The sequence below is a fragment of the Ursidibacter sp. B-7004-1 genome, assembly GCF_053654055.1.
This window is the reverse complement of record NZ_JBSIUP010000011.1, coordinates 50676-63966: the sequence shown is the minus strand read 5'-3', so window position 1 is coordinate 63966 and position 13291 is coordinate 50676. Positions and strand designations below refer to the sequence as shown.

13 protein-coding genes are annotated in these 13291 nt (G+C 36.4%); 5 read left to right on the top strand and 8 right to left on the bottom strand.

The window, feature by feature from the left end; all coding sequences use genetic code 11:
* Window positions 1–112 precede the first annotated feature (112 nt).
* The 4 genes from ACWIW0_RS05385 to ACWIW0_RS05370 all read left to right on the top strand — a co-directional run bounded on the left by ACWIW0_RS05385 (window position 113) and on the right by ACWIW0_RS05370 (window position 4598).
* A complete protein-coding gene (locus tag ACWIW0_RS05385) occupies window positions 113–2245 on the top strand; it encodes a Dam family site-specific DNA-(adenine-N6)-methyltransferase (RefSeq protein WP_454452512.1) in 2133 nt (710 codons plus the stop codon).
* 8 nt (window positions 2246–2253) lie between these two features.
* The gene (locus ACWIW0_RS05380) at window positions 2254–3249 is read left to right on the top strand and encodes an AlwI family type II restriction endonuclease (protein WP_454452511.1); all 996 of its coding nucleotides are present in this window, start codon (window positions 2254–2256) and stop codon (window positions 3247–3249) included.
* Window positions 3237–4241 (top strand): AlwI family type II restriction endonuclease, encoded by a 1005-nt coding sequence (locus tag ACWIW0_RS05375; protein WP_454452510.1) that lies wholly within the window; start codon window positions 3237–3239, stop codon window positions 4239–4241. The genes ACWIW0_RS05380 and ACWIW0_RS05375 overlap by 13 nt, the downstream gene beginning before the upstream one ends.
* 147 nt (window positions 4242–4388) lie before the next feature.
* Window positions 4389–4598, top strand: a complete 210-nt coding sequence (locus ACWIW0_RS05370; protein WP_454452509.1) for a hypothetical protein — start codon at window positions 4389–4391, stop codon at window positions 4596–4598.
* Window positions 4599–4686: 88 nt separating this feature from the next.
* Here the strand turns inward: ACWIW0_RS05370 and ACWIW0_RS05365 are convergent, their stop codons facing one another.
* The 5 genes from ACWIW0_RS05365 to ACWIW0_RS05345 all read right to left on the bottom strand — a co-directional run bounded on the left by ACWIW0_RS05365 (window position 4687) and on the right by ACWIW0_RS05345 (window position 8382).
* A complete protein-coding gene (locus ACWIW0_RS05365; protein WP_454452508.1) occupies window positions 4687–5898 on the bottom strand; it encodes an ATP-binding protein in 1212 nt (403 codons plus the stop codon).
* Window positions 5899–6157: 259 nt separating this feature from the next.
* The gene (locus ACWIW0_RS05360) at window positions 6158–6817 is read right to left on the bottom strand and encodes an NAD(P)-dependent oxidoreductase (protein WP_454452507.1); all 660 of its coding nucleotides are present in this window, start codon (window positions 6815–6817) and stop codon (window positions 6158–6160) included.
* Window positions 6818–6844: 27 nt separating this feature from the next.
* A complete protein-coding gene (locus tag ACWIW0_RS05355) occupies window positions 6845–7345 on the bottom strand; it encodes a nuclear transport factor 2 family protein (RefSeq protein WP_454452506.1) in 501 nt (166 codons plus the stop codon).
* A gap of 163 nt (window positions 7346–7508) precedes the next feature.
* Window positions 7509–7949, bottom strand: coding sequence for a MarR family transcriptional regulator (locus ACWIW0_RS05350; protein WP_454452505.1), 441 nt, complete (start codon window positions 7947–7949; stop codon window positions 7509–7511).
* Window positions 7942–8382, bottom strand: a complete 441-nt coding sequence (locus ACWIW0_RS05345) for a PACE efflux transporter (RefSeq protein ID WP_454452504.1) — start codon at window positions 8380–8382, stop codon at window positions 7942–7944. Before ACWIW0_RS05345 ends, ACWIW0_RS05350 begins: the two co-directional genes overlap by 8 nt.
* 258 nt (window positions 8383–8640) lie before the next feature.
* On the opposite strand from ACWIW0_RS05345, the gene ACWIW0_RS05340 reads away from it, so the two are divergent.
* Complete coding sequence (locus tag ACWIW0_RS05340; protein WP_454452503.1) at window positions 8641–9006, top strand: winged helix-turn-helix transcriptional regulator; 366 nt, start codon at window positions 8641–8643, stop codon at window positions 9004–9006.
* Between the two features lie 241 nt (window positions 9007–9247).
* Here ACWIW0_RS05340 and ACWIW0_RS05335 read toward each other — a convergent pair whose 3' ends face one another.
* From ACWIW0_RS05335 to luxS, 3 genes are all read right to left on the bottom strand, one after another.
* Window positions 9248–10636, bottom strand: a complete 1389-nt coding sequence (locus ACWIW0_RS05335) for a DASS family sodium-coupled anion symporter (protein ID WP_454452502.1) — start codon at window positions 10634–10636, stop codon at window positions 9248–9250.
* Between the two features lie 192 nt (window positions 10637–10828).
* Window positions 10829–12664 carry an ABC transporter ATP-binding protein gene (locus ACWIW0_RS05330; protein ID WP_454452501.1) on the bottom strand — a complete coding sequence of 612 codons (1836 nt, stop codon included), beginning with the start codon at window positions 12662–12664 and terminating at the stop codon, window positions 10829–10831.
* Window positions 12665–12757: 93 nt separating this feature from the next.
* Window positions 12758–13267, bottom strand: a complete 510-nt coding sequence (gene luxS / locus ACWIW0_RS05325; protein ID WP_454452500.1) for an S-ribosylhomocysteine lyase — start codon at window positions 13265–13267, stop codon at window positions 12758–12760.
* Window positions 13268–13291 lie beyond the last annotated feature (24 nt).

Below are 13291 nucleotides of genomic sequence, written 5' to 3'. Positions count from 1 at the left end.
ATCTGCTCACTTGATGCAATTAGCATCCAAAAATAGCAAAATATTTAGTGATGAAAATCAATATTTACCGTAAAATGTCCACAAATTTCATATTTTGTGAGAAATTAATTAAATGAGTAAATTAAGTGTGCAACAGATTGCTTCAGATTTAAGGATATCCAAATCCTATTTGTACAAGATAGTTAATAAAAACAAGATTTCACTATCTAAAAGCGAAACAGGGCGATTTATGTGGAACAAAAATGTGCTTAATCAGGTACAACTCGCTTTAAATCTAAATGAAAAGCCTATAGAAAATAAATGGGAAAAACTTGTCAAAGAAAAAGGATTGTATATCGCAACGATCAATAATCGCCGTTACCTTGGCAATAAATATAAATTACTAGATTTTATTCGTGGAGTTGTCGAAGAACATTGTCCAGACGTTAATATAGTAATGGATATTTTCAGCGGTACAGGAGCGGTAGCTTCAGCATTTTCTAATAAAATGATAATGACTAACGACTTGCTTTATTTCAATTATATTATTCACTATGCATGGTTTATTGCGGAGGATTATTCTGAGCAAAAAATTATTGATTTAATTGAAGAGTATAATCATATTGAAACTGATGAGAATAATTATGTTCGTCGCAATTTTGCTGATACTTTTTTTTCTGCGAATAATTGCAGTAAAATTGGTTTTATTCGTGAAAATATAGAGAAACGATATCAAAATAATCAGCTTAATTTTAAAGAATATAGTATTTTAATTACTGCACTTTTGTATGCAATGGATAAAATTGCCAATACAGTTGGACATTATGATGCCTATAGAAAGAAGTCAGTTAATCATAGTTTTCTAGAACTTCCAGTTATTCTACCAAGTAAGCATTTGAATCAGAATAATAGATGCTTTAACGCCAATGCTAATCAGCTTGTTGGTGAAATCCAATGTGATTTATTATATTTAGATCCTCCTTATAACTCCCGACAATATTGTGATGCTTATCATTTATTAGAAAATATTGCTCGTTGGGAAAAGCCTGATGTATTTGGTGTTGCTCGAAAAATGGATAGATCAAAATTGAAAAGTGATTATTGCACAAAAGAGGCAGAAAAAGCTTTTGCCGAATTGATTGAAAAAGCCAATGCAAAATATATTTTACTTTCCTACAATAATATGGGAAGTAAAGGAAATGATCGTTCAAATTCAAAAATTAGCGATGATGCTATTTTGAGAATTTTAAAAACAAAGGGAGATGTAAAAGTATTTGAACAATCACATAAGGTATTTTCAACAGGAAAAACTGATATTAATGATAATTCCGAACGCTTATTTTTATGTAATGTCTATCAGGAAAATAAAAAGACTCCACTTATTGCTAGCCCATTGAATTATATTGGTGGTAAATATAAATTACTTAATCAAATTATGCCTTTGTTACCGCAATCGGAATGTTTCTTAGATTTATTCTGTGGTGGTTGTAATGTAGGTATTAATACTCAGTCAAGTAAAATTATTTTTAATGATAAAAATCCTGAGTTAATCGCTTTATTTGATTACCTTCATTGCCATTCAGCAGAGCAGATTCTAGCAAATACTCACGCTATTATTGAGCAGTTTGGTTTATCCAATTCAACCCAAAATGGTTACGCATTCTATGGTTGTGAAAGTAGCAAAGGATTGGGTGATTTTAATAAAATAGCATTTCTGAAGTTGCGTGAAGCTTATAATCAAAGTAAAGATATTGCGTTACTATACACTTTGGTTATTTTTTCATTTAACAATCAAATTCGTTTTAATAAAAAAGGAGAATTTAATTTACCAGTCGGTAAACGTGATTTTAATTTAAAAATGCAAAATAAATTAGTGTTATTTACAGAACGTTTAAAAAAAATCGATGTATCTTTTCAGAAACAAGATTTTAGGAAAATTGATTTAAACGCTCTACCATCAAATACACTAATTTATTGTGACCCACCTTATTTAATTACGCAAGCAAGTTATAACGAAAATGGTGGTTGGACAGAAAAAGATGAGCAAGACCTGCTAGATTTTCTTGAAAAGTGTAGTCAAAAAGGGTTTAAATTTGCATTATCCAATGTATTAAAAGCCAAAAATAACGAAAATATTCTACTCATTCACTGGTTGAAAAAAAATAGCTACCATTGTCATTATCTCGACAAAGATTACAGTAATAGCAACTATCAACGTAAAAATAAAGATGCAGAATCAGTTGAAGTTTTAGTGACTAATTATTAGGGGGAAAAATGAATTTACCTGATATTTCATATCAAAGTTTCTGCTGGGTAATCGGCACAACGAGTTTCCGTACTGCACAATTAAACTTAAAAATTGAACAGCAATTATTACTACTTGATGAACTATATAAAAGGGTAATAAATATTGGTAATGAATGGTTATGGAATCCAACATTACAAGAAAGCTTTTATAATTTAATGCACGAACGCGGTTTTTTAATTGGTATGGCCTCACGCAAAGATAAAGATGCGCGTCAGAAAACCTCAGGATTGGTAGATCTTGGTTTAATCACTCCAGACAGAACATTAACCGAAGTAGGAAAAGTTCTGCTTTCGCTATCTCAACAAAACGATTTTGCCCCCAACAACGAATTTCAATTAGAAAAGGACAGCTATCTTTATTTCAAACAATTGTTAAAAACAACTTTATCCGTCGGAGATAATTTAGTTCGTCCTTATTTAGTATTGGCTCACTTGTTAAGCGAATTAGATTATTTGTCTTATGATGAATTTCGTTATTTTTTACCGCTTTGTATCTCATCTCAAAGCACAGAAAATATTATCCAATCTATTAAGTGCCATCGTATCCAGCAACTCGATTTAGTTGATGTGATTTATCAAACTTTGATACGTTTGGATAATTATCAATCTGCTTACAATGTACTATTAGAAAACGAAGTGAATGAACAACTTATTTGCACGATAGGTATGAACCGAAAAAGCACTAATTATGATAAACCTTACTATGATCTATATTTGGCACTAGAACAGTATTTTATTCATAAGCAAAGCTCTGCTCATGAACTATTAGCATCAATTAATAAAACTAAACAAAAGACAAAATGGATACGGTTAATTTTTAATAACACAAGAGAAATTAATAAACTAGATAGGCAAATTGAAGTCATAAAGACAGACTGCCCATTTTTAAAATGCAAAACAGAAAATGATTTAAAATCAGTATTTTTAAATATCTGCATACATTCAAAGCAATGGCGACATTAGAAGATTATTTTGATCTTAATCGTCGTTATTTTAGTTTGAGTGATACGATTATTTTTGCCGATCAAAAAGTAGTATTTGATCTTATTCCTCGCTACTTTTTCAAAAATTGTCATCAGGAATTATTTCAATTAGCCTTTACCGCTAATGACAACGTGGACAAAAACATCAAATTAGCTGAAATTAGCTCAGCACTCACTTTTAATAATGAGATCATTTATTCTCAAATTTATAAAGAGTATAACGTACTTGTAGAAAACAGTGAACAGGCTAGTAAACTGATTGATGAGCTACGTTTAAAACGTTTCGATGCTCTCATCAATCATCGATTTAATAAATCCACCTTATTAAATTTGTTGAGCCATTTTGAAGCTAGAAATGATGCTGAAATTAAAAATCTAGTTACCGATGAAGCAGATATTCCTACTATTTTTGAATACATTATCGCAATTATTTGGTATGAGCTAAGTGAACGAAAGGGTAATATTTTGGAGTATATGAAACTGTCTCTTTCAGCCGACCTATTACCAAAAACCCATGCTGGGGGTGGCTATGCTGATATTATTTACGAATATGAGAAAACCGAATATTATCCGAAACATTCATTATTGATTGAAGCCACTCTTGCCGAAAGCACCAACCAACGAAGAATGGAAATGGAACCTGTTTCACGTCATCTTGGGGAGTATCGTTTAAAATATAATAATATTTTTGATTATAGCTTATTTATTACAACATCCTTAAATCTCAATGTTATTTCGGATTTTCGAGGTCGTAAACATATTCCTTACTATGGACGTAATGATGATTACATTGATAGTTTAAAAATTATTCCAATAGATACTAAAACATTATTTAAATTACTTGAAAATAATAGCAAATATCGAAATCTATATTCATTTTTTGAAGAACAATATCAATCTCAATTACAGCCTAAAGAATGGCACGATAACATGCTTAGAGAACTATCAGGTGTTTACCAAATAAAATGTTAAAAAATAAACTACTTCTGGTGTTGGTGGAGATGGTTAGGGAGTTAGTTTGTGGGGGGGATAAGCGGTGATATTTGCCTAAAATTTTGCATTTGCAAAAATAGGGGAAAACCGACCGCTTGTTGTATCTAAAGTTATCAATCGTTTCAAATGTCAAAGTATTTTGGTTACATAGATGATATTGATGAGTTTAAATATAGCTCAGGAGCTGGAAAATTAGGGCTGCTAGGAAAAATGGCATTAAAGACGGTTGCTAATGTTGGCATTTTTGCGGTTACAGAATTGCCTAAAGCAGTGCTCAATGATGCTGCCCAAACAAACACAGCGACAAATCAAAGTTACTGTAAGAAATGTCGCTAATTGATTGTAAAACAGCCAAAATGCAGGTGGCAAGCGGTGAGATTTTTGCAGATTTTCACCGCTTGCTTACTGCTGACAATGTTAGCCTTTACCCAAACACCTTCCAAAACGGTACAATCTCAATCATTTTTCCGTCCACGATCATTTTATCTTCCTGATCAAAGGTAATAATCAGCCCTTGTTCAAATTTAAAGAAATTCATTGCATCAACTAAGCCGTCTCGTTCTCGGGCGATATTTTCGGTGTTTAGTTGCCAGCAGACTTGGATAAGCTGTGTTGGGGTGCTGTTCTGGCAGACAACAAAATCGCATTCCTTATTGTTTTCGTTGTAGTAATACAGCTCTGAAAATTGTCGTCTGAGTTCCCAAAATACGGCATTTTCCAGCTTTCTGCCGAGATCTTGGCTGAAAGATGGGCTAATCACACGCTGTAAACCATTGTCTATAAAATAAGCTTTGCGTGGGTTGGCGAGCTGAGTTTTGTAGGAATAGGCAAATTTCGGCAACAAATGAACCACATAGGCTTGCTCCAAATGCGAGAGATATTCCTGCACAGTGGAAGTGCTTTTTACTTCAAGATTTTGTTTGAGCTTGTTTGCACTGATCAAATTGCCCACGTTGCCCGCCAAGAAAATCAACAAACGCTTCATCGCACGTTCGTCACGAATGCCGAAACGGACGATAATATCACGGTATAAAATATCGTTAATCAAGGCGTTTAAAATCTCGTCTTCATTGAATTGCAGATATTGCGGAAAACCGCCGAGAGCCAAATAATCCGATACTGCATCGGCATTTTTCACCTTGCCGAGAAATTCGCAAAATTCCACAAAAGAGAAAGGGAAAAGCTCTTTGCTGATGTGCCGCCCTGTCAGTTTTGTGCCGAGTTCTCGACTGAGCAAAGACGCATTAGAACCCGTTACCACCACTTGATAACCCAGATCAAGCTTACCACGCACATACACTTCCCAGCCGTCAATCACTTGGATTTCATCAAAATAGAGTGTTTGAATCTGCGGATTTTCGGCAATAATTTCATCAAGTAAGGCAAAATCGCTAAACTCAAGATTGAAAAGCCGCGGCGTGTCGAAGTTGAGAAAGAGATAACTATTTTCTGCTTGTTTCTCAATAAGTTGAGTGAGTAATGTGCTTTTCCCACTACGACGAATACCCGACACCACTAAGGCAAAATTAGGCAAAATTTTGATTTTCTCCAGCATTTTTCGTGGGTAGGTCTGTTGCGACAATAACTGCTGTTGTTGGTTTGCAATGGTTTGGGCAAGCTCTGATTTTAACAGCATAAAATAACTCCTTATCAATCTGTTCATTACTAACGAACAAAAGTTTTTGATACTAATGGAAACTATTTTATGCTAAAAATAGAAAGAAAAGCAAAGTGTTTGTTACTATTGGACACTAGTGTTTGATAGTAATGAACAGTTTTGTAGAAAAATGGAAGCAGGGAAAATGTTGGCAGGTTTGATGAATAAACGGCAAGATTTACCTAAAATTTTACACTTGCAAAAATTAAGGAAAATCCCACCGCTTATTTCATTTAAATTACAGGCTTGCCACCGTAAAACGCTTATGCAAATGAGCTTGATTTTCCACATCATCAGCTATCGCCACCGCCAAATCAGGCACGCTAATATCAGCAGGCGTGCCATCGGCATTCATCAGCACATCATCTGCACCTAAGCGGTATTTGCCCGTTTTGTCAAAATACACAGGATTGACCGCAAACATTGCTGCTGGTGAAATAAACGCCCAGTTGATGTCATCGCGTCCTTTAAGTTCAGCTAGTAGCTCACGAGCCGCATTCGCCCCTGGGTAAACATCGGCAGGAAAATCAGGCGTATCCACCAGTTGTAGATTAGGTGCGACATACAAGCTACCTGCCCCACCGACAATCAGAGCATAAGGCACATTGGCGGTTTTGATGGCAGTTAAGATAGACGCATAACTTTGTTTAAAATCAGCGACATAGTTTGGGTTTGTCCAACCTGCATTATAAGCAGACACCACCGCATCAACGCCGACTAATTGTTTGGCAAAATCGGCATCATTTACATCAAAAGCCACCGCTTGTACGTTGTCGTGCTTGATGACTTTATCAATGTTACGAGCAAAAGCGATGACGCTATGCCCACGTTCTTCCAACTCTGCAACAACGGCATTGCCTACTAAGCCTGTTGCACCGATAACTGCGATTTTTTTCATTTGAGTTTCCTTCTATTAAGTTAAAAATTAAAACATACTGCGACCGCTAACGGTTTTTTCTGGCACAGCTTGGATAACGTCCCAATGCTCTACGATTTTGCCGTTTTCATCAAAGCGAAAAATATCCACCACCGCTTCACCCTTGTCGTTGTTGTCAAGCTGACTGTGAACGTGCAATGCCACTAAATCACCATCTGCCAATACACGCTTAATGGTGGCTTTTGACGTTGGGTGCTGTTTTAAAAACGGAGCAAACGCATCAATAAAGGATTGTCCACCATCTGCAACGGTTGGATTGTGTTGCAAATATTCTTTACCAATGTATTTATCCACTGCTTCTTGTAATTTATGCTGGTTAAATGCCATTTCATAAAAGGCGAGTGCATTGGCTTTGTTTCTTTCGGTTTTACTTTGAGCGATCGATTGGGTGCTATGGGTATAAGACTTGGTAGTTTGTGGTTGTGTGGCGTGCGTGGTGCAAGCAGATACAGCAACCGCCACCACAACTAAGGCGATAAATTTCTTCATTACATACTCTCTTTTTAAATTAAAATCACCACAAGCCAATTTTGCATTTTGACATAACTGACTTGATGACGGCAGACATTATAAATATTAAAATTACTTTTAGTAAGTACTTACATTTTTGTAAGTATAAAAATATTTTTTAACACATTGAAATTTAATCATTTTATTTTTCTAACGCCATAACGCTTTCTAAGGTCTTACCAAATTCGGTGAGCTTTACGAGTAGCGTATCAGTTTGAGTCTTGCCAAATTGATTGATCACTTGCTGTTCCAATCTATCCAATTTGGCGATGAGTGGCAGGGCAAAGTCTTTGCCTTGTTCAGTCAAAATCAACATTTTTTCTCGTTTATCGCCACCAGACGGCAGGTAATTAATGACGTTATCCTGATACAGTTTTAGACAGCTGGCAGATACGGTCTGTTTGGGTAATGCCCATAGGGTGCAGATTTGCTTTTGGGTGCATTGCTCTAATCGCACCAACGAATGCAACACTGCAAGCGTACTGTAATTGATGTTTTGTGCCTTTGCCCACGCGTCGTATAGATTAAAAATATGGCTTGCAGTCTGTCCGATATGGTCAATCTGGTGCATTGGATTAGGCATTAGTAACTCCTGTTTTGATGAATTTTAGGCGAGCATGGTCATAAATCCAGTTAAAAATCAAAGCATAAAATGTAATTGCCACCGTCAAGCCCACATCAGCAACAAAGGCTTGCCACAGACTTAATGTCAAAAAATAAGCAATCATAGGCACGGTAAAAATTAACAGCCCAAGCTCAAAACTCACTGTATGAAAAATGCGTAACCCAAACCCCCTTGTTTGGCGTGGGGCAGTAAAAATCTTGTCAAAAACAACATTAAAGATAAAATTCCACGACATCGCCATAAACGCTATTATGACACTAACGCCAAGAGCAGACTGAGTATTGGCAGTTGAAAACAGCATAACCAAACAGGTGGAGACTATAATCGCCCCCACTTCAAAAATAATGGAATGAAAAATGCGTTCTTTAACGCTCATTGCAGAAGTGGTCATTTTTTGTACCAAAAAAGTCTATGATGGGACTATTATAGTCTTTTTATGGACTATTCACAAGGTGCGATAAAACATCGCTTAACTTTAAAATGAAATGGTGCTGTTTTTTATGAATTTTAATCACATCAAGCCAATCTGTATGTTTGATGACTTTACATCACTGACTTGATGAATGCTATTCTAAATGTTAAGATTACTTTTTGTAAGTACTTGTATTTTTGTAAGTTTGAAAATATTTTTTAACAGGTTGATTTGATAATGAAAAATCATTTAAAAGAGTTTGAACGTGGCAACGTACTGGCAAGCCAATGCCCATCTCGTGCAATTTTGCAACATATTACAAGTAAATGGGGCGTGCTGATTTTGGTGATTTTACGTCAAGGTACGAAACGTTTTAGTGAATTACGCAAAGAAATTGACGGAATGAGCGAGCGTATGCTGTCGCAAACCTTGCAATATTTAGAACAAGATAAGATGATCTTACGCCGAGATTTTCAAACTGTACCACCCCACGTAGAATATTCACTCACGCCTTTTGGTAAAACGGCTTCTGATAAATTGTATGAATTAGTTTATTGGCTAGAAACGACTTTGCCAGAGATTGAGAAGGAGAAGAAAAAATGAAGTAGTAACTAATCGGTTGTTACAAAGACTAAATGAACGCACATATTAAAAACACAATGTCTGTCGTGTCTAATTTCAGTTTCTTTTTTTCATAGACCAAGTGTAAAATGGATTAAAAATACTGTTCTAAACCTTGTCAATGCAATTACGCAAAGCCTTTAAGTTAGTCACCCACGCAAAGCGTGGGTGCTGGTAGGAATCCCCGTCCTTTAGGGGGGGGATGTCAATATCATATACTCAATTATAACCAGAATAAGTATCCATAGGTTGCAATAACAAAGATACAGATTAAATTGAGCCAGAAACCTGCTTTAACCATTTCACTTTGTCTTACTTCTCCTGTACCAAATACAATGGCATTTGGTGGTGTCGCCACTGGAAGCATAAAGGCACAAGATGCACCTAAACCGATAATTAAAGCTAATCCAACTGGTGGCATATTTAATGCTTGAGCAATAGAAATAAAGATTGGCACAAGTAATGCTGCACTTGCTGTATTTGAAGTAAATTCAGTTAAGAAAATAATAAATGCGGCAACAATTAAACCAATTAAGTAGAAATGTCCACCTTCAATCATAAAGACAATACCATCTGCCATTACTTTACTTGCACCCGTTTTGCCTAACACTGCACTTAATGTTAAACCACCACCGAAAAGCATTAACACGCCCCACTCCGTATTTTCTTGGATTTGATCCCAATTTACAACACGAGTAACACAGAGTAATACAGCCGCAAATAATGCAACGATACTATCAAAGCTACCGATACTTTTGACACCTAAAATACTTGAGATAAGCGGATTTAACTTACTACTAAACACCCAACAAAGAGCAATCGAAATAAAGATAACAAGCGTAATAATACGGCTACGATTTAATTCGATTTTTTCAAAATTAAACTCAAATTTCTGGCTTAAATTCGGTTTAAATACGACATATAAAATTCCTAACATCAACGGCATCAGGATAATCATAATCGGTAAGCCATAGCCTAACCAGTCCGCAAAAGTTAAGTTTAAGTTTGACGCTACAATCGCATTGGGTGGGCTACCTACTAATGTTCCCATTCCACCAATACTTGCACTATATGCAATCCCTAATAACACGAACACATAGGTATTATGATGTGCATTTTTATCTAATTTGCTTAATACGCCCATTGCAAGTGGTAGCATCATTGCTGCTGTTGCGGTATTGCTAATCCACATTGAAAGTAATGCCGTAGCTGCAAAGAGATAAATAACCGCTAATGAAAGTTTACCTCTTGCCATTGCCATAATTTTATTTGCAATCATTCGATCTAATTGCTGAATATGCAATGCTGTTGCTAAAGCAAAGCCGCCAAAGAATAAGAAAATAGTTGGATCTGCAAAAGTCGCTAATGCTTCTTTAGAACTTACCAATCCCAATCCAATGGACAGAATAGGCACAAGCAAGGCTGTGATAGTAACGTGCAATGCTTCAGTAAGCCATAACACAGCAACAAAAGCTAATAGAGCTAAGCCTTTATTTGCCATTGGTTCGAAAGGTAAAAATGCTAATAACGAGAAAAATAAGATAATATCAATGATCAGAATGGCCCCATTTCTGAAGGTTTTTGTATCATTGAGAACTTGGTTTGAAGACATAAATCACCCACAACATCAGAATAAACATTTTGGCAATATAGCAAAACTTGCAAAGATTGACACAAGCAAATGATAAAACTGTGAATAAGCTCACAAATTTTTAACAAATAAGCGGTAAGATTTTTTGTATTTTTTGCAAAATATCCCTTAAATCTTACTGCTTGTAACTAAAATTGCTCCTAAATAAACAGGCTATTCAGGTAAAAATCCACCACTTTGGTGAGCCCATAATTTCGCATAAACACCATTAAGTTTCAGTAACTCTTCGTGGGTACCTTGCTCAACAATTTCCCCTTTATCCAATACAATGAGCCTATCCATTGCCATAATAGTTGATAGACGGTGAGCAATGGCAACGACGGTTTTTCCTTCCATTAGTTCGGTTAGATTTTCTTGAATCGCCACTTCCACTTCAGAATCTAACGCACTGGTTGCTTCATCAAGTAATAAAATCGGGGCATCTTTTAGCATTACTCGTGCAATCGCAATACGCTGACGCTGTCCGCCCGATAATTTCACACCACGTTCACCAACGTGAGCATCATAGCCGGTTCTTCCTTTTGCATCGGAGAGATGCGGAATAAAATCTGTTGCCGATGCACGAGCAACGGCATCAATCATCTCTTCTTCAGTTGCGGTTGGGCGACCATAAAGTAAATTTTCTCGAATAGATCGGTGTAAAAGTGAGGTATCTTGGGTAACTAACCCAATTTGCGAACGCAAGCTCTCTTGTGTAACGTGTCGAACATTTTGACCATCAATTTCAATTGAGCCATTTTGTACGTCATAAAAACGTAATAACAAATTCGTTAAGGTTGATTTACCTGCTCCACTTCGCCCGACTAGACCAACTTTTTCGCCCGCTTTAATATGTAAATCAAAACCTTTGAGTAATGGTTTAGTTTCACTATATGCAAAATCAACCTGTTTAAAGTGAATATCGCCATTCTCTACTTTTAATGGTTTTGCGTCTTTATCATCTACAATAGAATGTGGCTTTGATAGGGTTTCCATTCCATCTTGTACTGTGCCTAAGCTTTCAAATAAGCGAGCAAATTCCCACATAATCCATTGTGATAAGCCCTTAATGCGTAACGCCAAAGCAGTAGAAGTTGCGATTGCCCCTGCTGTCACTTCACCTAACGTCCAAAGCCATAGCCCAATACCTGCGGTGATCGTAATTAATGCGATACCATTAAAATAGGTCAATGTTTCAATCGTGGTCACTAAACGCATCTGTTTATGTACTGTTACCATAAACTCTTCCATTGACTCTTTGGCATAATGAGATTCTCGATTACCGTGAGAAAACAGCTTCACTGTCGCAATGTTAGAATAAGCGTCGGTAATTCGCCCTGTCATTAAACTGCGAGCATCGGATTGCTCCTGAGCTGCCTGAGCAAGTTTTGGAACATACAACCAAATAATCGTGGCTAAACTGACTACCCAAATAATAAAAGGCACAAACAGCCAGCCATCAAGCTGAAGCAAAATCACACCGGTTGTCGTCAAATACACAATCACATAGACCAGCATATCCGCACACGTCATCAACACATCACGCACCGCTAACGCCGTTTGCATCACCTTAGCAGATACACGCCCAGCAAACTCGTCCTGATAAAAGCTCATACTTTGTCCAAGCATCAAGCGGTGAAAATTCCAACGCAACTGCATCGGAAAAACCCCTTGTAACGACTGAAAGCGAACAGCACAACCCAAATAAACAAACACTACACTCATCAATGCTACAATCAGCATTAATATCAGGGAGGTGCCTTTTTCTTGCCACAACTGTTGAGCGGAATAAGTGTTTACCCAGTCCACCAACTCGCCCATATACTGAAACAAAATCCCCTCAATAATGCCTATAAATGCAACAAAAATGATTAACGCTACAAAATAGCTTCTCATTCCCTTGGTACTTTCAAAAATAAAAGGAATAACCTTTGCTCGAGGCGTATTCGGCATATCTTCTGGATAAGGATTAATGCGATTTTCAAACCACGTGAATAATTTATTTAACATTGTTTTTCCTTAAAAATAAAAAGTAAGCGGTCAGTTTTGAAGAATAATTTGCCAAAAACTCCCCAAAACCGACCGCTTTCAAAAATGAAATGATTATGGATTTAGTAATTTCTCATCTAATGCTAAATCTTCATTACGGTTAATACCAATAGGTTGTTTTAACACATTGTGTGCAATCTCGTGTGCTTCTGCAAGTGAATGCTCTTTATAAGAACCACATTGAAATTCATTTAGTTCAGGAATTTTTGATTCATCGGGTACTTTGTTTAGGGCATCGTGCATTGCATTTGTCCACGCTTGAGCCACTTCTTCAGCACTTGGCTCACCAATGAGCGACATATAAAACCCAGTTCGACAACCCATCGGTGAAATATCAATAATTTCAACACGATCACTATTAAGATGATCTCGCATAAAACCTGCGAATAAATGCTCCATCGTATGAATACCACGCACAGGTAAAATATCAATGTTTGGGCGAACAAAACGTAAATCGAAAACCGTAATGGTATCCCCTTTCGGCGTTGTCATTGTTTTAGCAACACGCACTGCTGGGGCATTCATTCGAGTGTGATCAACTTTAAAACTATCTAATAATGGCATTTTTTACTCCTAATTTAATCCTAG